Below are 22657 nucleotides of genomic sequence, written 5' to 3'. Positions count from 1 at the left end.
ACATCAAATTGGTGTAGTGGTATTTGGGTGGAATCAGGGACAAAGACAAGAAGCGCAGTTAGGTAGAACAACGCAATCATTTGTGCAGATACCAACCGCCAAACTCAAAAAACGAGTTAAACAGTTATGCGAGTACCACGGCATCAAATTTGTAGAAACTGAAGAATCCTATACCAGTAAAACTAGTTTTTTAGATGGTGATTTTCTACCTACTTTCGGCGCAAAACCTGAAGGGTGGAAACCAAGTGGAAAACGAGTAAAACGCGGTATGTTCCGCACAGGAAAAGGACTATTTATTAACGCTGATTTAAATGGTGCAGCGAATATACTTCGCAAGGTAGAGACACAATTAGGACTCGTCCTAGTCAAGGTCTGTAGGCAAGTTTTGACCCTTGCTACCAGATTTCGTATCTGGGAAACCAAAACTAAAAAGCGAAGTGGTACGGCTTCAGCCTACCACGTAGTATCAGTTTAGAATCCCCGTGTCTTTAGACCGGGGAGAGGTCAACATTGGCTGCACTGTGACACCTAAAAAGATTCCTGAGTCATGAGTGCCGAGTTTTGAGTAATGAGGATCATGGAGTAGTTTCTCATTTAAAGAAGATTCAATGGTGCGGTAAGCTTTTCTGACAGCTTCAGCATCTGTGAGATTTAACTGCACACCGCCAACATCGGTTTTATGGGTAATTGTGTGGGAAAACAGCTTTAAAACAACTGGATAACCAATTTTTTCTGCACATTGAACAGCATCATCCTGATTTTTAGCCACGCAAGTAGCCACAACCGGAATCCCGTAAGCTGCTAAAACTTGCTTTGATTCAAACTCTGTGAGAATAGTTCGCCCTGCTTGACTTGCTGCTTGAATAATTTTTTCCACACAATAACGATCTGGTACTCCTGAAGCAGCTTCAAACGCTGGCATTACAGGAGTTTCGTAGATACCGCGCAGATTGTAACTAGACTGCCACATATAACTAAACATCCGCGCAGCAGTATCAGGATAAGCATAAGTAGGGATATGGTTTTGATTGAGAATCATCTCACCTGCGGCTACACCTGCTCCCCCCATCCAACTCGCAAGGATGGGTTTACCGGCAATTTGTGCGTAGGGTTTTAATTGCTCGGCTGTCTGGGTAGGATCTGTCATTGCTTGAGGAGTGAGAATCACCAATAAGCCATCACTATTGGGATCTTTGGCGGCAATTTCTAACGCTTTAGTATATCGCTGTGGGTCAGCATCGCCAAGAATATCAATCGGGTTACCGTGGCTCCAATGTTTTGGCAATATTTGGTGAAGGGAGGCGCTAGTTTCTTCAGAAATTGGGGCAATTTCTCCACCCGCAGCAATCAGAGCATCAGTAGCAAGTACCCCAGGGCCACCGGCATTAGTCAAAATCGTCAGCCGTGGCCCTTGGGGACGGGGTTGTTTTGCTAATACTTCTGCCATATCGAATAAGAAGGTCGCATTTAAACCGGTGCGGGGACTCATGACACCTAAGCAGTTAGGGCCAATAATCCGCATTTTGCCGCGCTGTGCTTGCTCAAGTATTTGCTGTTCTAAGGCTAAACCCTCTGCACCTGCTTCTTTAAAACCAGCACTGAGAATAATTGCACCTTTGACGCCAACTTCCACGCAATCAGCAATAATGCCTGGGACTGTTGGGGCTGGTGTGGCTATAACTGCTAGTTCTACTGCTTCGGGGAGATCATATATACTGGGGTAGGCTCTAATTCCTAGTATGCTGTGGTGTTTGGGGTTGACTGGGAGAACAGTTGCGCCAAAAGGATTACTAATTAAGTTCCATAATAGGGTGCGCCCAACACTATCAGGTTTTTCGCTAGCACCAATTACAGCAACGCTTTTGGGTGTAAAGATGACATCAAGGGGGTTAATGTTTTCGGTGCGTAAGATAATATCTGACTGGATAGGCTTTTCCATGGGTTGCTGTTATCTGTGGTGGCAATGTGCCTGTTGAGGAAAATTTTAAAGAAGCGAGCTGGAGTTTTCCTCTATAATTTGGGTAATTTTTTGTAAAGCGATCGCTACTCCAGTTTTGGCTATTGGTGATAAGCTGTAGCCTAATTCAAAGTTTACGCCTGGCACTTTTATCCACCAAGCTGGGGGATAATAACCATATATAGCTTGAGTCAGAGCCAGAAGCGATCGCGGATTGGCTGTATGTCCAGCAATCATACTGGAAGATTCAGGAGTGAGAAATTCTACTTGCACCTGGGAACTTTCGGAGGCTAAACAAGCATCAACAAAGATGGCTAAATCACTATTTACCAAAACTTCAGCAAGTTCGGGGGTGAGTTGGTGGACAGCAATAGATTTCACCTTTGATAGATGCAACGCTTTAGCTACTCGTTGGCCAATGCTATCATCACTACGCAAATCATTACCGTAACCAATCACTATCAATGTCTGATTCATGGTTTGAGGGCTGATACCATTTTGGCAAGGAAAAATAATTGTTTTTGGCAATTTTGCCTTTTTAAAACCTTCCCCTTCTGTTACCAATTCTGTATGTAGCTTGAGTGGCGTAGCCATAGATGCGCCACACACACTATATTAGAACTTAAGTTCAAGCAAGATAAACAAACCGCAAAGGACACAAATAAAGAAAAAACAAGAGGTCAAAAAATACAGCGCAGCCTCACAAAGAAATGGTATGACTATATTTGAAGCTAAAGGAAAAATTTGAGGAACTCGTGAGGAAATAAAAAATTATAATATAGATGCCGATTTGTGCATCAGCAGTCTTATGATTAATGGGTTAGAGACCATCGTTAATGAGACAAGCTGTAAGGCGGTTTTATGTCTGAAACAAATTCTCAACAGATCATTAATACTGCGGTAACTCTCCTAGAGAGGTATGCAGAGGGGAAACGCAATTTTAGTGGAGTCAACTTGGGTAATGCTGACTTGCAAGGTGTTGATCTCAAAGGATCTGACTTCAGCTACGCTGACTTGAGTGAAGCTAATCTAAATGGTGCTAATCTTAGAGGCTGTGACCTCAGCTTTGCAAATCTCAGTCAAGCTAATTTGCAAGATGCTGATCTTCGGGGAACCTTATTGTTTTCGGCCGATCTCCGTCAAGCTGATCTCCAGGGAGCGAAATTGGAAAAAGCAGATTGCGATCGCAGCACTCATTTTCCTCAAGATTTTCAGCCAGCGCAAGTGGGATTGCAGATTAAAGAGGAGTAGAAATAAGGCTTACACATAATCTGACTGATGTTTCCTAATCTCGCCAAATTTCGTTGACAATCTCCCCATCTTTCCCAACTAATTGAATATGCAATGGCATTTGTCCGGCTGCATGAGTTGAACAACTTAAACAAGGGTCAAAAGCGCGAATCCCGGCTTCAACTCGGTTTAACATTCCTTCAGGAATTTCTGAACCGTGAATAAAATACCGGGCAATTTGGGCTACTGTGCGATTCATTGCCAGATTATTTTGACCTGTAGCAATTACTAAATTTACTTTTTGCAGTAAACCGTTTTCATCTACTTGATAATGATGAAATAATGTGCCCCGTGGTGCTTCGCTGACCCCCACACCTTCTAATTGGTTAATGCCAGCATCAGCCCGCAATCGAGTTGAAAGTAAATCTGGGTCATCTAGCAAAATTTCAATATGTTCAATTGATGCTAAAATTTCAATTAACCGAGCGTAATGATAGAAAAAAGATGAGGTAACTGTACCTTTACCTCTGTCTCGAAATTCTCTCAATTCCACATCAGCTAAAGGCGTACCAATGTGGCTGCAAATATTTAAACGTGCGAGGGGGCCTACCCGATAAATTCCACTATCTAAACGGCAATGATCGCTAGAGTGAGGATACCCTAAAGGACGATAGTAGGGAGACTTTAAGTAAGAATCAGGTTGTACTGCTTCACCGATAAATTCCTGATAGCTAGTTGCATCAAGTTTATCGGCAATGATATTACCTGCGCTATCTACAAAACGGATATGTCCATCGTAGTTTTCCCATAAACCTTCAGGGGTGACTAACCCCATAAATAATGTGGGAAAATTGCCAAAAGTTTGGGTTTCTTGTGCATAATTTTGGAGTAGACGCTTAAACCTGCCCAGTGCATCTAATACAGTGGTGCGTACTTCCGAAATCCGGTTTTGAATATGGGTGCGTCCTAGTGCTGAAAGGGGTTCACGAACACCACCAGGAACCGCCCATGAGGGATGAATTTTTCGTCCTCCCAATTGTTCAATAATCTCTTGTCCAAATTGACGCAAACGAATTCCCCCACGGGCTAATTCTGGTTCTGCTGCAATTAACCCAAATATATTGCGTTTTTGAGGATCACTATCCATTCCCAATAATAAATCCGGGGCGCTGAGATGAAAGAAGCTGAGGGCGTGGGATTGGATAATTTGCCCCAAATTCATCAAACGGCGCAGTTTCTCGGCTGCTTTGGGGATTGTCACTGCGAGAATGCGATCGCCTGCTTTTGCAGAAGCTAATAAATGACTCACGGGACAGATACCACAAATCCGAGCGGTAATTCCTGGCATTTCCCAGAGCGGACGACCTTCACAAAATTTTTCAAAACCGCGAAATTCGGTTACATGAAAACGAGCGTCGCTCACCTGTCCTGTATCATCTAAATAAATGCTAATTTTGGCGTGTCCTTCTATGCGGCTAACTGGGTCAATTATGATTTTTTGAAACATGGGTTTTATGATTTCGCGCTTTCGTCGCTTTCGTCGCAAAGGAAGAAATTAGAATTTAGCCAAATTTAATCAGTTGTCGTCCTTGTAAAAGTGGTATTTTTCCTTGCAAAAGTGACTCTAAAACGGTCTTGATTTGCATGGCTGAAGGTGGACAACCGGGTAAATAAATATCAATTTTGACGAATCGATGAACAGGTTGGACTTTATCTAGTAATGGTGGTACGATACCAGGGCTATGGGGAATTGTGGGGTGGAGTTCAGCGGCTTCTATGTAACAACGCTGAAGAACAGATTCTGCACCGCCTAAAGGATTTCGTAAGGCTGTAACATTGCCGGTAACAGCACAATCACCAAAGGAAACGAGAATTTGCGATCGCTCTCTTACCGTCTGAATTATCTGTAAATGATCCTCATTTGCGATCGCACCCTCAACCAAAACCACATCCACACCTTGGGGATATTCCTTAGCATCAGCAAAAGGGCTATAAACTAAATCCACCTTTCCCGCTAAATCAATCAACCATTCATCCAAATCGAGAAAAGACATGTGACAGCCAGAACAACCCCCAAGCCAAACCGTCGCCAATTTCAAACGATCCATTGCTTTTTCTCCCTTGCTGTCACCAGGAAATCGAGTTTAGCGCGATCGCTTTTCATTTCCCCAACCCCCGAACCCTGATTAAAAAGCGCACCCGTTGGACAAGCATTAACGCACTTACCGCAAGAAGTACAAGATTGAGAACTTCCCCAAGGCTGATTTAAATCAGTAATCACGTGGGAATTTGTCCCTCTACCCGCCATATCCCAAGTATGCGCTCCCTCGATTTCATCACAAACACGCACACATCGAGTACAAAGAATACAGCGATTATGATCAACACCAAAGCGATCATGAGAAACATCAACTTTGCGCTCAGGAAAATGATAATCTAAGCGCACATGATCCATACCCAACTCAATAGCCAAATCTTGCAATTCACAATTACCATTAGCCACACACACCGAGCAAATGTGATTACCTTCAGCAAATAGCATTTCTAAAATCATCCGCCGATATTGTTGCAAGCGTGAGCTAATTGTCCTAACCTCCATACCCTCAGAAACCTTAGTCACACAAGCAGGCTGAAGCTTACTACTACCAGCAATTTCCACCAAACAAAGACGACAAGCCCCCACATCAGTCACCCCTTCCAGATGACACAAAGTCGGAATATGAATTCCTGCATTTTGTGCCGCTTCAAGAACAGATTCCTCCTCAGCCGCGCTGATTAACCGCTCATTAATAGTTAAAGTTTTTACTGCCATAATCACCTCACAGACCAGTAAAACCGTAAATATATTTAGATAATTTGTTGCAGATATAACTTGCATATCTTAGATAAACAAGACGCCTACCCTACCAAATTATTCCTTCTACCTTGGCGACGAAAGCGACGAAAGCGCGAGCCTTTCATATCTTAATTCAGCAACTCCAAATACTCATCTCGAAAATAACGCAAAGTACTAAAAACCGGATTCGGTGCAGACTGACCAAGACCACACAAACTGGTATACTTCACCATATCCCCTAACTCTTCCAACAACTCCAAATCAGCAAGAGTTGCCTTACCCGCACTAATTTTTGTCAACAACTTATACATCTGCACCGTACCCACCCGACAGGGGATGCATTTACCGCAAGATTCATCCATGCAAAACTCCATGAAGAACCGCGCCACATCTACCATATTAGTAGTTTGATCCATGACGATCATCCCCCCAGAACCCATCATCGAACCAAGTTCGGTAAGAGATTCATAATCTACCGGACTATCAAAAGCCGATGCAGGAATACATCCCCCAGAAGGGCCGCCCGTTTGTACAGCTTTTACCACACCGCCATCAGGAACACCGCCCCCCATCTCCTCAACAATTCGCTGTAACGTAGTTCCCATAGGTACTTCTATTAAACCCGTATTGCGGATTTTGCCAGCTAGGGCGAAAACCTTTGTCCCTTTACTCTTTTGAGTGCCAATATTAGCAAACCATTCCGCACCTCTGCGGATAATCGGTGAAATATTAGCGAAGGTTTCGACGTTGTTAATTAAAGTAGGATAGCCCCACAAACCAGATTCAGCGGGATAGGGGGGACGGGGGCTAGGAGTACCGCGTTTACCTTCGATAGAAGCCATTAAAGCTGTTTCTTCACCGCATACATAAGCCCCTGCACCGATCCGAAGATCAATTTTTAAATCAAAGCGAGAGTCAAAAATTTGACTACCTAAGATGCCGAGACGTTGGGCTTGGTGAATTGCAGTTTGTAGACGATGGATGGCAATGGGATATTCTGCTCTGATGTAAATATAGCCTTGGTTGGCGCCTATGGCATAAGCGGCGATCGCCATTCCTTCTAAAACGCGATGGGGGTCACTTTCTAGGACACTGCGATCCATAAACGCACCGGGATCTCCCTCATCAGCGTTGCAGATAACAAACTTAGATTTGGCGATCGCTTTCGCCACCGTTGCCCATTTTACACCTGTGGGATAGCCAGCACCACCACGTCCCCGTAACCCACTACGGGTAATCGCATCTATCACCTCCTTAGGGGTCATTTCCCGCAAGATATGGTAAAGGGACTGATAACCCTCAGCAGCAATATAAGATTGAATGCGTTCAGGATCAACTTTGCCACTGTTCTCTAAAACAATCGGCATCTGGTATCTAAAAAACGGATGAGATAAATCACCCCGTTGGACTGTTGTCTCTCCCCCATTGAGAGCGGCGATAATTGAGGCAGCATCGTCAGGTGTAACTTTCTCGTAAAGTGTACCCAGACTTTCTGATTCGGTTTTTGTATCGACTTGTACTAATGGCCCTTGACAGCATAAACCCATACAGCCAACACTACAAACCTGCACTTGTTCGGCTAAACCCGCTGTTTTTACAGCTTCTTCCAAACGGTGTTTGACAGCTTGAGAATTTGCAGACAGACAACCTGCTGCAACACAACAGCGAATTTGTACAGGTTTCTCAGAAGAATGTTCTTTTTGGGAAATTTCCAGTAATTCAGCTAGATCCATCTTGCAGCCATCCTTTGATGTGTTCATCGACTGATTCAGGGGTTTGATAGCCTAAAACAGTGCCATCAAACACTACAGCCGGTGCAATTCCACAAGCACCCAAACACCTTGCTGTTAGTAGGGAGAGTTGTCCATCAGGAGTTGTTTCACCAGCATGGATATGAGCAGATTTTTCTAGTGTTGCCAAGATAGCTTGAGCGCCTTTAACATAACAAGCAGTACCCGTACACACCACGCAGGTATGCACCCCACTAGGTGCAAGTGAAAACAAGTGGTAAAACGTGGCTACACCATAAACTCGGCTAGGCGGTAGTTTGAGACTGTGAGCAACGTAAATTAATACATCGTTTTCTAAATAGCCAAAAAGTTCTTGTGCTTTATGCAGGATCTCAATGAGTGCATCCTGCTGATACTGATAGCGTTTTATAGTTGCGTCCAGCATCTTAAAGCGTTTATCACCGCTAGTATGTATTGCTGAGGATGATTTTGTAGTCTTGTGATTTTGATCAACAGATGCTGAATTCATCGCGATCGCCTGTTGGTGAACGTGACCCAAGCCTGACATCTTCAATTGTAGAAAAAGAATTTGAGAAACTTGTGAGGATAGAAATTCTCAATAATATATAGACGTTCCATGGAAGGTAATTGGTAATTGGGGATACGTCATTAGTAAAGAAAAATAAATATCACCCATCACCCATTACCCATCACCCATCACCCATTACCTTGTTTCCTGCGTTTGGGCGTCTATGACTACACTCCAATCATCATTTTTCACGGAGGCTTCCAGTTGAAGTCGGCGTTCAGCTTCAGTTGCATCCTCCTTGAAGGCTTCTTTTGAGAGGTTAGTATCAGCCATCGCCTTCCGCAATTTTAGCTTTTTCTCCTCGTAGGCTTGGAGTTCTGCTGGCGACATCACCGCCTTAGCAACTTCCCCCACTGTACTCGCCCACATATTATCAGCAACATTACCGGGTGGAGTACTTTCTAGTTCTGCTATCCAAGCATCGCGCAAGTCTTCCATTTCTTGACGCTTGGGAAACTTGAATGTTTGCACCCGTACAAAAGCACACTTTTGCTCACCGTTTTGGGTAACATGACCGTTGAGGGAAAGCAACACATTTCGAGAATAGCCAATGTACTGGGTGCGGCGATTGTTGTCTAATACCGCGTATACACCCGCAATTTTGGCATTGCCACCAATCCCACGCCAAGCCTCAAGGGGGATAATTTCCATCCCATTATTCGCCAACTCAGGAGTTATACTCGCCTCAGTTGCGCCGTGTTCATCGTCGGAACTGTACAAAAAATCATGCAGTCCCTGGTGCGCTACTGGTACAGATTGATGCTCAATTGGTAGGTTGTTTTGAGTTTCCATGATCTTTGTTCTCCGTGCAATTAATTAGCGATCGCTTCCAACACAGTAGGCGATCACCATCCTAAATGATTCAACAAACTCTGCTAGTCTGGGTGAGCGATCGTCTATGGCTGTGGTGCGATGACGCGGTGCGATCGCCAATCAACCGCCAATATTCTCAGATATGAAGCAATTAACGCCCAAAAATTGGATTTTTATTCAACAGCGGCTAACGCCTTATTTATTTTTGCTGCCTGCCTTAATTATCTTAGGTTTAACCGTATTTTGGCCCGCACTGCAAGCATTTTACCTCAGTTTTACCAGCTACCAAGATATTGGAGAAGCGCCCCACTGGATCGGTTTTGCCAACTTTCTCCGCTTGTGGAAAGACGCAGTTTTTTGGAAAACCTTAGAAAACACTTTTCTCTATCTTGTTGGTGTTGTCCCGATTTTGGTTGGGCTACCCTTAGGGCTGGCGATTTTGGTAAATCAGAAACTGCGGGGAATGAATTGGTTTAGAGCCGCTTATTACACCCCAGTAGTAATTTCAATGGTAGTTGCGGGGATAGCTTGGAAATGGTTGTATGCAGAAAACGGCTTACTAAATCAATTTTTCCAAACCTTGGGGATTTTCCCCGAAGGTATTCCCTGGCTAACTAGCCCAGCCAAAATTTTGGGGATTGTGCCAATTTCTCTAGCCAGCGTTATGGCTGTGACTGTGTGGAAGGGGCTAGGCTACTACATGGTGATTTATTTGGCAGGATTGCAATCAATTCCCGCTGATGTCTACGAAGCCGCCGCAATTGATGGTTCCGATGGAATTCGCCAACATTGGGATATTACCATACCTTTAATGCAACCATATTTAGCCCTAGTAGCGGTAATTTCCGCTATTTCTGCCACCAAAGTCTTTGAAGAGGTCTATATTATGACCCAAGGGGGCCCACTCAATAGCTCAAAAACAATTGTTTACTATTTGTATGAGCAAGCATTCATTGATTTAGAAATTAGCTATGCTTGCACAATTGGGCTAGTGCTATTTTTGCTCATTTTGGTGTTGTCAGTTTTGCGCTTATTAATTAATCAGCAAGATGGCAATAATCTCAGCATTTGATATGGCACCAAACCACAGATAATCATCATCTGAATTAAACTCGCTAACAAGAAAATCATTTTTTACCACAATTTTCTCCAGAAGGGCTAAAAAACTGCAAAAGCATGACTTTTCTCACATCTAGATTTAGGACTTGCGACTCATGTATCTATTCGGCGCTAATTCTATGATTGATACAACTGGAACTTCAGCCAGCCTCAACTAATTTAATTGTGAGAGAAACCTACTATGCGTTTGCACAAATCTTTAATCTTGATTGGTACAGCCAGTTTAATTGCTTTGGGTGGTATGGCAGCATCTCCTGCCCTAGCTGATAACCGCGATGATTATAATAGAGTTAATCAGCAACAAGATTTCCGCCGTCCACAAGAAGCACGTCGTCCACAAGATTTCCGTCGTCCACAAGATTTCCGTCGTCCACAAGAAATTCGTCGCCAACAAGAAATTCGTCGTCAACAAGAAATTCGTCGTCAACGAGAAGCTCGTCGATTACAAGAGCTTCGTCGCCAACAAGAAGCTCGTCGATTACAAGAGCTTCGTCGGGAACGCCGATAGGAAGACGGACTATCCTTCTGACTTTTTGGAGTTTTTATAAAAGGCAGGTTGAAAACCCCGACGTTTAAAGACTTAAAATCAAAAAAATTAAGTCTTTAACATCTTTTAAGTCGGGGATGAAAACCGATATAGCAATCCTATTTGATTTGTAAAGGGACTTAGATACCCGACTTCTCTAAGAAGTCGGGTATCTTTGTATTCACAAATATTGAGTTATTTAAAACCGTCTTTCAAACTCTACTATGGCGCGACTATCATTAGTTAAATTAGTGGAAGCCCGCAGACGGATTTCGTCACTTATTCGGTAATTAACGCCCCATTGGAAGGGGTCACTTGCTGTTAAAATTTTGATGCTGGAAACGGAAATTTTGGTAGAAATATCCACCCCAGCTTCTAAGGCTAATTCTAAACTGGAATTGTTTCTTCCCGCTTCGGGATTTTCAGAAATGATTGTGGGAAATAGACGTAATTCACTTAAGCCTAAAGCATCGCCAATCTGGTTAAAAGTTCCCTGAAAGTTGTTGAACACAGCCGAGCCAGCTATATTAATTAGACCTAAAGTACTGTCACCACGTCCTTGAGTATCTACAAACCCACCCCCCAATAAAGAAACGATTTCTGTTTGACTGCGTGCTGGGTTGCTTTTCAATTCCAGATTATCGTTGATTTTGCTGGCGGGGCCTTTCACACTAGCTTCAACTCGCACACCCTCTAACGCTGCTAACCCTGTAGAACCTTGTCTACCGATCCCGATTTCACTACTCTGAATTACATCTAATACCTTGGCAAATAGCCGAACATCTAAGATAGGATCGCGGGGTTGGTTGGCTCTGAAGGTTGCAGTCTGTTCATAGCCACGAGCTAGGTTAAATTGAGTAGTAAAAAGATTCACCCCTCCTTGGGTTAGCTTAATAGTACCTTCGGGTATAGGATCGCTTAAGGAGCCATTAACGCTAAGGTTGCCAGTTGCCAGAAAATCGAGAATTGGGGGGCGGGAAACTTTGACTTTTTTGCCTAGGCTGATTTCTAAATTATCCAACTTTGTGATGGCATTATCGCCGGCGTTGACTTTGTTTTGGGTGTTGGCTGTTGCGGGTAATGAATTTACATTGCCTTTTTCAGATTGATTCGAGGTGCTAGATTCTGAGAGCAGCACTTGACCATTAAACAAATCGATATTACCACCAATTATTGGGTTCAGCAGAGAACCGGTAATCTGCAAATTGCCGCTAGCGCCGCCTTGATACAATCCCTTAAGATTTATGATTAGCTGATCGAGGTTAACGGTGAGGGGATTGTCTATTTTTACCCCTTGGTTGTTGAAGATGGGAATTGCTCCAGCCACCTCTACCTTACCCCGGCTAAATCTACCCTGAAGACTTTCTACTAAGATGCGGTCAAAATCAAATTGCACCTTGCCTGTGACACGCCTCAGCTTTCCTGGCAAAGCCTGGGCTGAAAACGTGGCACTATTAACAGTGGCAATTCCATTAACTAAAGGCTGCTGTCTAGTTCCCCGTACCTTGATGTCTATTTCTCCTTCACCCTTCTCGAAGGCTACTTGGTTAGTTAACAGGTTTAATAGGGCCAATCCCTCATTTTTCACCTTTACATCCAGACTAATTTGATTGTTGTCTGGTTCTACTGCCGCAAAAGGTAATTTGTAGGGGATGCTGCCATTAACGTTGACAGGTTCTGGCCCAGAGGCTAAGAGGGTACTGCCAAAGTTTAAACGTCCATCGGCATAACTGAAACCTGCTGTAGCTGACTCGACTTTCTTCTGATTAATTGTTCCTTCTGTGATTTGCAATTCCCCTCTGGCTTGGGGATTGGCAATACTACCTGCTAAAACAGCTGTAGCGTCAACATTACCTGTAATGCCCACGGGTAGCTTGATAAAATTATTCAATACCTCTATCGGAAAATTATTAATTCGCAACTGACCGGATTGTTCTTCGCCGCCAATGTTACCGGTGAAAGCAATCAGCCGATTATCTGCTTCAATTCGTAAAGGTTGCAACCGCAGTACACCTTTTTCAAAGCCGCCTTCGGCAATCACTTTGTCAGCACGATAAAAACGACTTGGTTCGCTTTCTTTACCCCAGCTAAAGTTTTGACCGTTCAAATTAAACTGCACTCCCAGTCCGTTGGCTGTGGCAGTGTCTATGGATATTTCGCCATTGAAAATCCCTTTTAAATCTGTCAAATCTGGGATTGGCTTAGAGGCTAGCCGTTTTTGTTCTTGTTCTGCTAGCAGGGCATCAATTTCAAAAAGGCGCTGGATTTGGGAAAGTAAAGGCTGATTGGGCAATCCTTGTGGGGTGGTGGTTAGATCCGCAGATGTGCCGTAGGTTGGTGCTTTTAAACCACGTTGCAGGTCTTGGATTTCAAATATCTGTGCTGCGGTCAGGAAGTCTTGAATATTGCCTTGGGCAATGTTAATTTTCCCTTGTACTTGGGGTAATTGGGCGGTTTGGCTGATAGTACCATTAAAGGTGTAGCGACTGTCGCCTTTGACAAATTCGCTATCTGTGAGGGTGGCTTTACCATTGTTGTAGCTGAATTGTGTACTGATGCGATCGCCATTGATGCGACCAATTTCTGGTTTGGCGATCGCTAAATTGCCTTTAGCAGCTAATGTCTGCTGATTAAACTGCACATCCCCAGTTAACAACCCTGCCACCGCATTATTACCCAAGGCAGTGTTGGCTGGCAATACCAAATTTAAGGTTGCCAAGGGGAAATTCGCCACTTTAATTCCCCAATTATCCCCTTGAGCTTGACCTGTGGCCAATGCTTGCTGCCACTGTACTAAAAAGGATTGGGGGCGATTTTTGCTATCTAGATTTACGGCAATGCGGTCTTTCTTTCCTGCCAAATCCAAAGTTAAACCACTACCCTGCACCAAAGTGACATTACCAGCTAACAGTGGCTCAAATGCAAAGTTCCTCACTGCAAAGTCGCGCAAACCAAGTTTACCCGTGACATTGGGCGTCAGTAGTTTGCCCGCAACTAAGCCACTAAAATCCACTTTTCCCACCACACCCAAGGAACTGGGAAGCTTCACAGGCAACTGTTGTAAATTGTAATTTTGCGCTTGGATGCTGAGATTTAACTGAGTAATTTCCGGTATGCCTGGTTTCTGAGCATCGGCTAATATGTAACCGCTGGCATTTAAATTAGTGCTAGTAACTTGATTCAGAGTCAGCTTTTGACCATCCCAAGCAATGGCCGCCTTCAAAGGTGATTGTAGACCAGGGATACCTTGGCTTAACTGCAAATCTCCAGCCGCACGCACATCAGCTAATTTGGCAGACCCCACCAAGCCAGACAGTTGCATTTGACCGCCCAACTGACCTTGCAGCTGCTGATTCAAGCGGTTTAATTGCACACCAGAACTTTTAACTATTGCTTGATAGCGACCCTCAGCCAGTTGGATATTAGAGGCTGTAACCGTGCCCCCGGCAACCTTTAATAATGCCTGACCCGTAGCTTGGATCCTTTGTGGATTGAAGGAATCAATCGACCCCGCTACATTAAACTGACCAGCTAGCCCTCCCCGTAACTGCGGCGGTACTGCCACCAAGCGCTGCAAGGGTACGTTATTAACCTGGATTTGCCCTTGATAGCGACCCTCAGCCAGTTGAATATTAGAGGCTGTAACCACGCCACCATCAATAGCTAGGCGTCCCTGTCCATTGGCATATAGGGTTTTGAGACTGAAATTTTCTGTGTTGCCTAAAATTTGAAATGCACCTGCCAAGGGGCCACTTAATGCTGGGGGAGACTGTTTGAATATTCGTCCTAACCGCACGCCATTGGCTACCAATTGGGCGGCAAAGTTTTGGTCTTTGATCTGAATGTTAGAAATGGCAACTGTCCCACCCCCAATTTGAACAGCTGCCCCATCAGTGCGAATTGTTTCGACTTTCAAGGGTGCTGTGGTTCCCGATATAATCAGACGACCGTTAAATTGTGATCCTGCCAAAGAGACATTTTGCAGTTGTTTTTGATCTACAAAGGGTGTTAGGGGTATCCCGGAGGCTTGGGCGACGGCTTGCCAGCGTTGATCAACATAACGTCCATCAGCCCGCACTACACCACCAGCAACATTGACAGCCACATTGCGGAAGGAAACGGTACGGTCTGCGGCGATGATGGTTTCACCACTAGCGGGGTAGGTTGCCCTAGGTGCCCGCCATTGTACTGAAGTCTGGACATTGCTAGCCGGGCCAGTTAGTTGGGCTGTGGCGGAGACTGTGCCCACTTGAACAGAGGATGTAATGTCATAAACTTTAGCGATCGCATCCCCAGGCAAATTATTAGCTGTAAAATTAAAATCTAATCGGGGAACTGTACCCAGTCCAATAGTCCCAGCACCCCTGACATCACCGCCTAATGTCAGTTTCCCCTGAATGTCATTCAGCGTAATTAGAGCCGCACTAGGAGAAAACCTAAACTTACTACTGAATGTCTGAAAATCAACTTTGTCAATCTTGGCAGTTTTCAGCGTCGTCACAGTACCGGAGAGGACTGGCTGGGAAATTGACCCCACAATCTGCAAGTCTACTTTGACCAACCCACTGGCAGGTACAGGAAGTTTCACCTTCAGGGCTTCTGCCGCATTAGCCAGACTCACCGCCTTTACACGCCCTGCCAACTGAAAGCCCCCAACCCGGTCGATGATGCCCGTAGCCACTAGGGGAATTTTGCCATAATTGGTAGCCACCTGATCTAGCCGCACTTCCAGCCCCCGAAAGCCGATTTTTCCTTGGGTATTGCTCAACCCTTGGGGTACACTGGGCAATCGCAGCGTCACCCCTTGCACATCCGCACTGCCATGCAATAAAGTCTCCTGATTTGGTATCAGTTGGACTTGTAAGTCACCATTAACTCGACCCGCCCGCAAAATAAACGGTAACTTGATCAGTCGGGTAATATCTGCCGCTAGCAACCCTTTTGCTTGCAGCTTTAAGTTGCCATCTAAAACTTTATTAGGGCGTAAATCTCCCTTAATCGCAATATTACCCCCGGTGTTGGCGCTCCCGACTAAATCCAACCTAATCAACTTGTTATTATTCAGAAGTTGGGCAGTGCCATTAAGTTGGGAAAATGCCACAGAGTATCGGGGATTGGCGATTGGCGATTGGCGATTGGGGGAATTTCCTGCTTGTCCTCCTGCTAAGAGCGCCCTGCTAAGAGCGCCCTGCCCCCTTGCTACTCTCCTCTGGGGTAACAGCAGTAATTTGCCATTACGGAACCGCAGTTTATCCAAATCGGTTTTAATTAGTCCAGCTTTACCAGGTGGCGCTATTGTGGTACTAATCCAGCTGCCTTGCTGATCCTGTTCGATATAAACATCAGGGTTGACTAAGGTAACATCCAGCTTGAGTTGGCGGTTAACAATTAACTTAACCGGGTCAAAACCCACCTCCACTGCCTCGATTGTCGCTTTGTCTGGATCTGTGGGTGTTGCGGGAATCGATGAAGCTGCAAACCTTAGCCCTGTCAACGAAAAATCTGTGACTGCTCCCAGTTTGACTGGACGATTGAGTGTAGTGGTAAGGTTTGTTTCTGCCAATGGCGCTAACTCTTTTTGCACAAAAGTCCACAACCGCCAAATACCGCCGATAATTCCCACCAGCAGCAGTCCTCCCAAGGCAATGCCACCGCGAGTCAATATCATCAACCATAGACGCTGACCTGTGGGGGAAGGGGAGTGAGAATCGTTAGAGTTAGTCATTGGCTATCACTCTATTAAAGGCCGGATGTAGCTAGCAGATTGCTCTTACTGACTGGCACACTTTCACTATGCCATCTCCAGGATACAAAGCAATTGTATATTTTGGCTTTTGACATACTCACCGACCTGAAGGCGCAGTGATTCTTGACGCTTCACTGACTGACGCTACCGTAGTAGTCTTACTCTGTCTCTGCGTCCATTTAGAGTCGTGGCAATGCCCTATCCCGACTTTGTTTATATTTTTTGCGGCGTTTTCATCTCGGTCGTGTTCAGTTCCACAATTCAAGCATCGAACCGACCGGACTTTTAAATCAAGTTTTCCCCATTTGTATCCACACTCAGAACAAACTTGGCTTGTTGGTTCCCATCGACTAATAAAAAAGAAAAACTCTACCAAATTTCTGTGATTTGGCCTCGCACAACCTTCTAAACTCTCTCCAACCTTGTAGACTAATTGACCTAGCAAGTTTACGATTTTTGACCATACCTGACACATTTAAATCTTCCAGGACAATAGCTTGGTTTTCACTAACGACTTTGGTAGATAACTTGTGCAAGAAGTCTTTACGAGTATCCGCAATTTTGTTATGCAGCTTGGCAATTTGAATCCGAGTTCTATTACTGCGTTTTGAGTCTTTGGCTTGGCGCGATAGCTTTTTCTGAAGCTGGCGAATTTTCTGATTTAGTTTTGAATAATCTGGACTTTCGGCTTTTTCACCATTGCTCATTACCGCAAAAGTTTTAATTCCTAAATCAATCCCAATACTTGGGTTTTTCGCATCAATATTAACAGATTCAATTTCTCCTACAAAACTGAGAAAATAGCGGTTAGCGCAGTCTTTAACTACTGTGACTGAGCTAGGATTTGACGGTAAATCTCTAGACCAAATTGGTTTTATATTGCCAATCTTTGCTAAATAAACCTCTTTCCCTTTGATAGAAAAACCGCCAATTCTGAACCGTGCTGATTGTCGATTAGTTTTCTTTTTAAATTTAGGACTACCCAACTTTATACCTTTTCTTTTCCCCTTGAGTGAATCGAAAAAATTCTTGTAGGCCACACCTAAATCTGCAACTGACTGTTGCAATGGGATATTAGAAACCTCAGACAACCACACCCGTGCATCAGTTTTCTTTGCTTGAGTAATCACTGACTTTTGCAAGTCGTTATTGCTTGGGAGTTGATCAGATTTTTTACAGATAGCAAGGGCATCATTCCAAACCACGCGGACACAACCAAATAACCGAGCTAAACTCTGTTGCTGTTGGTCTGTAGGGTAGAAACGATATTGATACCTGGCTTTCATTTTTGATGCTATAATTGGTCTGTAAATTAATTATACATTGGTCTGCATATAATGACAAGTCAGTTTAGAAGAGAAAGGCATAGCGTTACAGACCTAAAGATTCATTTGGTCTGTGTTACAAAGTATCATCGGTCTGTGTTCACAAGTGAAAGTATTGATTTGGTTGAAAAATCATTTCGGGAAGTCGCCCAAATAATGGATTTTAAGGTGCTTGAGTTTAATGGTGAAGGGAATCACGTTCACGCACTGATTGAGTATCCACCTAAGTTATCTGTTTCTCAAATGGTTAATGCGTTAAAAGGTGTTTCTAGTCGTCGTTATGGGCAAGCAGGATATAAAAAACCCCATAAAGAAGCTCTATGGAGTCCTAGTTATTTTTCTATATCTGTGGGAGGTGCGCCGCTAGAAATTTTAAAGGAGTATATTAAGAATCAAGAAAAGCCGTCCTAGAAGGACGGGGCTTGTATCCCATTATTTTCGGTCAATGGGGATTGGGTAATGAGTAATGGGTAATGGCAAACAAGAGAAAATTGTGGTTTTGACTTTCTCTAAGGTGCAATGTAGAACTTTAATATTATTAATAGACATCAGAAAAATAGGACAAATGATTACACCCATGCGTGTTTTTGTGTTAATTTTCAATGCCGGTACTGATAATGAGGGCATTCACTCGATTCAGGTAGGTGAGCGCAATAAAATTCTGATGTTCGAGTCAGAAGACGACGCCACGCGCTTTTCTCTCATGCTAGAAGCTCAAGATTTCGCTGCACCTACGGTAGAAGCTATGGATGCTGAGGATATTAAGGAATTTTGCGAAGGTGCCGGCTATAACTGGGAAATTGTCCCAGCAGGGGGCGATTTAGTCGTTCCTCCAGAAATTAATGTTGAGGAAACTGACTGGCAAGCTGGTGACGAAAAGGGGGATACTGGTAAGGCTACCGGACGCCCCAACCCAGTAGCCCCAGATGAACCTGAATTATCTAATTCTGAGCTAGACAATATTCGTCGTCAACTTGAGGGTTTATTGTAATACATTAGTCGTCAGTCTCTGGTAACTGAACAAATGACAGAGAATAAATAAAGGAAAAATGACAAACTTGCAGGAACGCGGACATCTCCTCACGGAGCAAGTAAATCCTCATAGTCTTAACTTAGACCAGATCAGTTCTCTGGAATTGGTAGAACTGTTTAATGCTGAAGACCAAAAGGCCGTGGCGGCGGTGGCGGCGGCGAAAATCAAGTTAGCTGAAGCAATTGATCGCACCGCAGACCGTTTGCGTCAGGGAGGACATCTATTTTATGTCGGTGCGGGAACAAGTGGTAGATTAGGGGTATTAGACGCTGCTGAGTGTCCACCTACTTTTTGTACGCCCCCAGAGTTGGTACAGGGGATTATTGCGGGTGGTGCTGGCGCACTGGTACGCAGTTCTGAGGATTTAGAAGACCGCGCTGAAGACGGAGAAGCTGCGATCGCTCAACGACATATTACCCAATTAGATGTAGTAGTAGGTATTACCGCTGGTGGCACAACGCCTTATGTCCACGGTGCCCTCAACGCCGCCCGTCAACGGGGTGCAATGACTATTTTTATTGCCTGTGTTCCTGCTGAACAAGTTAGCCGCGATGCTGATATTGACATTCGCTTGTTAACTGGCCCAGAAATCCTAGCCGGTTCAACTCGCCTGAAAGCTGGTACAGTCACTAAGCTAGCTTTAAATATCCTCTCTACTGGGGTGATGGTCAAGCTGGGCAAAGTTTACGGCAATCGCATGGTAGATGTAGCGGTAACAAATCAAAAATTACGCGATCGCGCTCTACGAATTTTACAAGATATCACCGGTTTAAGTCGGGAAGCTGCTGGCTTTTTATTAGAACGTAGTGGCAAATGGGTGAAGCTAGCACTCTTGATGCACTGGACTAATTTGGAAAAAGAAGCTGGCGAAAAGCTCCTGTCAGAACACCAAAACAATCTCCGGGCAGCTGTTGCCAACTATAACAACGACAAACAACCCTGATTACTGTTCATAGGTTTTTGACCGAATTTTAGATTTTAAATTTTGGATTTTGGATTGAAGATTCAAAATCTAAAATTTAAAAAGGGTTACAAGCCCCCGAATTTATACTCGCTCCGCTATAAGCAAGCTACATGAAACAAATCTAAAATCCCAAATCTAAAATTAAATGACAATCCCTGACTTGATTGCTGGGGTTAATGTAAAATCTAAAATCCAAAATTGAGGGTAGGGTTATTAGACCCTAACATCCTAATAATTGGGTTTAATAAACCTAATTAAAGATTTCTATCAATGATTAAGCTGTTGGGCTTTTAATTTGAACATCAAGGGCGGGCTTTCCTGCCCACCCCACAAGAGTTAGATTGAATGATGGTATGCACATTATAGGATTGTCAGCTTAATAGTTCTCCCTCAGCTTAATCACTTATAATTTCTTTACTGCCATAGAAAGTATACAGTGTCCTTATAATAAAAACCATCCTCCATAGCTGAACTTCATGAAGCTACGTAAAGCTTTGTATTGTTATTTAACGGTTTTCCGTCAACCGGAATCTCTCCAGTGAAATTTATGTAGAATCTTGAATTCTTTATAAAAAATTCAGGATTTACACGGATATATTTCAGCCACAAAAATGACTATGATAATTTATCAGCAATAAATGCATCTTGATTTGAGAATATAGCAATCCCAATTGAGCGAAGTAATATTCGCAGACGTGTAGACTCTGAGATTACTCCTCTACTAAACTATCCCCCGCTCTTCTCAGTCAAGATAGAGGGATTGTTATATACCGATGAAAATAAAATAAATGGCGGCCATTCAAAGTGGTCTGCTAGATGTATTTTCACTCTTTTGAGATGCTTACTAATCACTGTATAGCTAGCGTGGGTATTCTAAGAGCTGACTTGTTAATTAAAGGTACAAAGTATGACCCACCAGGAAATGATAGAATCTAATGATTTTAATTTGCTAAACGAGTTTAAAACCTGTACTCAACTGCAATACAATGGCAATTTAAATATTAAGAGTTCCAAGGGATACGAATGGAATTTTTACTATCGTCTTGGACGGATAGTTTGGGCTACTGGAGGGACTCATCCCTTCCGGCGTTGGCGGAGATTAATCTCTCGAAATTGCCCCCAGTTGGATTTAGATAAAATGCGGTTTCGCGCTGAAGACATATCACTTGATTACTGGGATTATCACCTCCTGGGAATTTTGTATAAACGGCAGAAAATTCAGCGGGAACAAATTAACGCTATTGTGGAACAAACAATAGCAGAATTGTTATTTGACCTAGCGCAAAAGGCGCATTTTGCCTCTATAACTTGCTATCGTAGCCCGATAGTTATCTTAGACACACCAATGAGTTACACAAGTTCAGACTTGTCAATCAAGCTCATGCTGGACTCATGGAAAACCTGGTCAGAATCTGGTTTAGCCAGTTTTTCTCCTGACTTAGCACCAGTTTTGCGGAGACCAGAACAACTCCAACAATTGGTAAGTCCATCAGTATACAAAAATTTTGTGAATCACATCAATGGCAAATACACTCTGCGGGATTTAGCGGTGAAAATGAAGCAGAATGTGTTGCCTGTTGCTCGTTCATTACTGCCTTACATCCTCAAAGGAATCATCGAACTGGTAGAAGTACCTGACTTGCCTTTAGCCGTGACTGAAGTTGAGAACAACTCAACCACCGCAAGAGCAATTAAACCAATGGCTCCGCTGGTGGCCTGCGTAGATGATAGCCCTCTAGTCTGTAAAATGCTAGAGGATATCCTCACTGCCAATGGACTGAGGTTTATGAAGATTCAAGATGCTGTACAAGCTCTACCAACCCTGATTCAGGATAAACCAGACCTGATTTTCTTGGATTTAGTTATGCCGGTGGCCAGTGGGTACGAAATCTGCACTCAGTTGCGACGAATTTCTGCTTTTGCTCACACACCAGTGATTATCTTAACTGGTAGTGATGGTCTTTTAGATAGAGTTCGTGCTAAGGTAGTCGGCTCTACAGATTTTCTCACTAAACCAGTAGTGGCTGATCGGGTCATGGGTATAGTGCGTAAGTACTTACCTGTTCAGGCTCCATCAACAGTCAAGAGTGTAGCTAATTTAGAGGCTTGTAAATAGGTTGATTTGTCGTTAGCTAGTCAAATTAACTCCCATCACCCCTAAATATTTAGGCTGGGGTTTGACAACAAAGATATTTAGTCTGAGTTGAAACTAATTTCATGGGTTGTTAATACTATTTAAATTGAGAATATCTATGTGAAGTTATGTTGAGCAAGTAATTTTTCTGAGGCGAAGAGATAAATAATGTATCACAATTAGATCAAAGGGAAGATGAGGATTAGTCTAATTATGATTACATATTTCCGTTTTTGTTTGAAAGTGAATAATTTAATAGGTAATTACCATGAATACTGTTTTAGTTGTTGAAGATGGCTTGACTGATATGGAAATTCTCAAACGTTACTTGCAACAAGCAGGTTATTCTGTGATTGGTGCAACAAGTAGCGAAGAGGCACAGGACAAAATAGATATTGCTAGACCGGATGTAATATTTCTTGACGTACTTTTACCTGGTAAAAGCGGCTTTGAAATTTGCCGAGAACTAAAGAATAACCCCAACACTAGCAAAATTCCTGTAGTTTTCTGCTCTACAAAAAGTAGTGAAGTAGATAAGATTTGGGGTAATATGTTGGGTGCGGAAGCTTATCTATCAAAACCAATTGATCGGGCAGAATTAGAAGTTACTCTCAAACGCTTGCTCAACTAAATAGCAGAGAAAATCACCAAAATG

Annotated in this window: 19 protein-coding genes and 1 pseudogene; 9 read left to right on the top strand and 11 right to left on the bottom strand. The window is 43.5% G+C overall.

What is annotated here, in order from left to right; translation table 11 throughout:
* Nucleotides 1-475: zinc ribbon domain-containing protein (locus H6G32_RS17395; RefSeq protein ID WP_190453510.1), on the top strand; the 475-nt coding region annotated here is incomplete at its 5' end.
* A gap of 30 nt (nt 476-505) precedes the next feature.
* Here H6G32_RS17395 and H6G32_RS17390 read toward each other — a convergent pair.
* Nucleotides 506-1939: pseudogene (locus H6G32_RS17390) on the bottom strand (acetate--CoA ligase family protein); the annotation flags it as partial.
* Between the two features lie 45 nt (nt 1940-1984).
* A complete protein-coding gene (locus H6G32_RS17385) occupies nt 1985-2434 on the bottom strand; it encodes a hydrogenase maturation protease (RefSeq protein ID WP_190460538.1) in 450 nt (149 codons plus the stop codon).
* 384 nt (nt 2435-2818) lie between these two features.
* Here H6G32_RS17385 and H6G32_RS17380 point away from each other — a divergent pair, with 384 nt between their 5' ends.
* The gene (locus tag H6G32_RS17380; protein WP_190460525.1) at nt 2819-3208 is read left to right on the top strand and encodes a pentapeptide repeat-containing protein; all 390 of its coding nucleotides are present in this window, start codon (nt 2819-2821) and stop codon (nt 3206-3208) included.
* 34 nt (nt 3209-3242) lie between these two features.
* On the opposite strand, the gene H6G32_RS17375 is transcribed toward H6G32_RS17380, so the two are convergent.
* The 6 genes from H6G32_RS17375 to H6G32_RS17350 all read right to left on the bottom strand — a co-directional run bounded on the left by H6G32_RS17375 (nt 3243) and on the right by H6G32_RS17350 (nt 9134).
* Nucleotides 3243-4694: a Ni/Fe hydrogenase subunit alpha gene (locus tag H6G32_RS17375; protein ID WP_190460522.1), complete on the bottom strand. Its 1452-nt coding sequence runs from the start codon at nt 4692-4694 to the stop codon at nt 3243-3245.
* Between the two features lie 55 nt (nt 4695-4749).
* A complete protein-coding gene (locus H6G32_RS17370) occupies nt 4750-5295 on the bottom strand; it encodes an oxidoreductase (protein ID WP_190460520.1) in 546 nt (181 codons plus the stop codon).
* Complete coding sequence (gene hoxU / locus H6G32_RS17365) at nt 5283-5999, bottom strand: bidirectional hydrogenase complex protein HoxU (RefSeq protein ID WP_190460518.1); 717 nt, start codon at nt 5997-5999, stop codon at nt 5283-5285. The genes H6G32_RS17370 and hoxU overlap by 13 nt, the downstream gene beginning before the upstream one ends.
* A 152-nt stretch (nt 6000-6151) precedes the next feature.
* Nucleotides 6152-7756, bottom strand: coding sequence for a NuoF family protein (locus tag H6G32_RS17360; protein ID WP_190460536.1), 1605 nt, complete (start codon nt 7754-7756; stop codon nt 6152-6154).
* Entirely contained in the window at nt 7743-8282 is a 540-nt protein-coding gene (hoxE, locus tag H6G32_RS17355) for a bidirectional hydrogenase complex protein HoxE (protein WP_190460534.1), read from the bottom strand. The genes H6G32_RS17360 and hoxE overlap by 14 nt, the downstream gene beginning before the upstream one ends.
* A 195-nt stretch (nt 8283-8477) precedes the next feature.
* The gene (locus tag H6G32_RS17350; RefSeq protein WP_190460516.1) at nt 8478-9134 is read right to left on the bottom strand and encodes a GIY-YIG nuclease family protein; all 657 of its coding nucleotides are present in this window, start codon (nt 9132-9134) and stop codon (nt 8478-8480) included.
* Between the two features lie 163 nt (nt 9135-9297).
* Here H6G32_RS17350 and H6G32_RS17345 point away from each other — a divergent pair, with 163 nt between their 5' ends.
* Both H6G32_RS17345 and H6G32_RS17340 read left to right on the top strand, forming a co-directional pair.
* Entirely contained in the window at nt 9298-10227 is a 930-nt protein-coding gene (locus tag H6G32_RS17345) for a carbohydrate ABC transporter permease (protein WP_190460514.1), read from the top strand.
* Nucleotides 10228-10455: 228 nt separating this feature from the next.
* A complete protein-coding gene (locus H6G32_RS17340; protein WP_190460512.1) occupies nt 10456-10782 on the top strand; it encodes a hypothetical protein in 327 nt (108 codons plus the stop codon).
* Nucleotides 10783-10999: 217 nt separating this feature from the next.
* On the opposite strand, the gene H6G32_RS17335 is transcribed toward H6G32_RS17340, so the two are convergent.
* The 3 genes from H6G32_RS17335 to H6G32_RS17330 form a co-directional block, all read right to left on the bottom strand.
* Nucleotides 11000-16525: a translocation/assembly module TamB domain-containing protein gene (locus H6G32_RS17335; protein ID WP_190460510.1), complete on the bottom strand. Its 5526-nt coding sequence runs from the start codon at nt 16523-16525 to the stop codon at nt 11000-11002.
* A 118-nt stretch (nt 16526-16643) separates the two neighbouring features.
* Entirely contained in the window at nt 16644-16922 is a 279-nt protein-coding gene (locus H6G32_RS26810; protein WP_242046631.1) for a transposase, read from the bottom strand.
* Complete coding sequence (locus tag H6G32_RS17330; protein ID WP_242046630.1) at nt 16897-17832, bottom strand: RNA-guided endonuclease InsQ/TnpB family protein; 936 nt, start codon at nt 17830-17832, stop codon at nt 16897-16899. Before H6G32_RS17330 ends, H6G32_RS26810 begins: the two co-directional genes overlap by 26 nt.
* 51 nt (nt 17833-17883) lie before the next feature.
* Here H6G32_RS17330 and tnpA point away from each other — a divergent pair, with 51 nt between their 5' ends.
* From tnpA to H6G32_RS17305, 5 genes are all read left to right on the top strand, one after another.
* Nucleotides 17884-18282 (top strand): IS200/IS605 family transposase, encoded by a 399-nt coding sequence (gene tnpA / locus H6G32_RS17325; RefSeq protein WP_190460507.1) that lies wholly within the window; start codon nt 17884-17886, stop codon nt 18280-18282.
* A 154-nt stretch (nt 18283-18436) separates the two neighbouring features.
* Nucleotides 18437-18862, top strand: a complete 426-nt coding sequence (locus H6G32_RS17320) for a DUF3110 domain-containing protein (protein WP_190460532.1) — start codon at nt 18437-18439, stop codon at nt 18860-18862.
* 58 nt (nt 18863-18920) lie between these two features.
* Nucleotides 18921-19847 (top strand): N-acetylmuramic acid 6-phosphate etherase, encoded by a 927-nt coding sequence (gene murQ / locus H6G32_RS17315; protein ID WP_190460505.1) that lies wholly within the window; start codon nt 18921-18923, stop codon nt 19845-19847.
* Between the two features lie 928 nt (nt 19848-20775).
* Entirely contained in the window at nt 20776-21984 is a 1209-nt protein-coding gene (locus H6G32_RS17310) for a response regulator (RefSeq protein ID WP_190460503.1), read from the top strand.
* A gap of 286 nt (nt 21985-22270) precedes the next feature.
* Nucleotides 22271-22633, top strand: a complete 363-nt coding sequence (locus tag H6G32_RS17305) for a response regulator transcription factor (RefSeq protein ID WP_190460501.1) — start codon at nt 22271-22273, stop codon at nt 22631-22633.
* Nucleotides 22634-22657: the final 24 nt, after the last annotated feature.

Source organism: Cylindrospermum sp. FACHB-282, from assembly GCF_014697195.1.
Lineage (GTDB): Bacteria > Cyanobacteriota > Cyanobacteriia > Cyanobacteriales > Nostocaceae > Cylindrospermum.
Note: the sequence above shows the minus strand (reverse complement) of the source record. Positions and strands in the feature narration are given on the sequence as shown.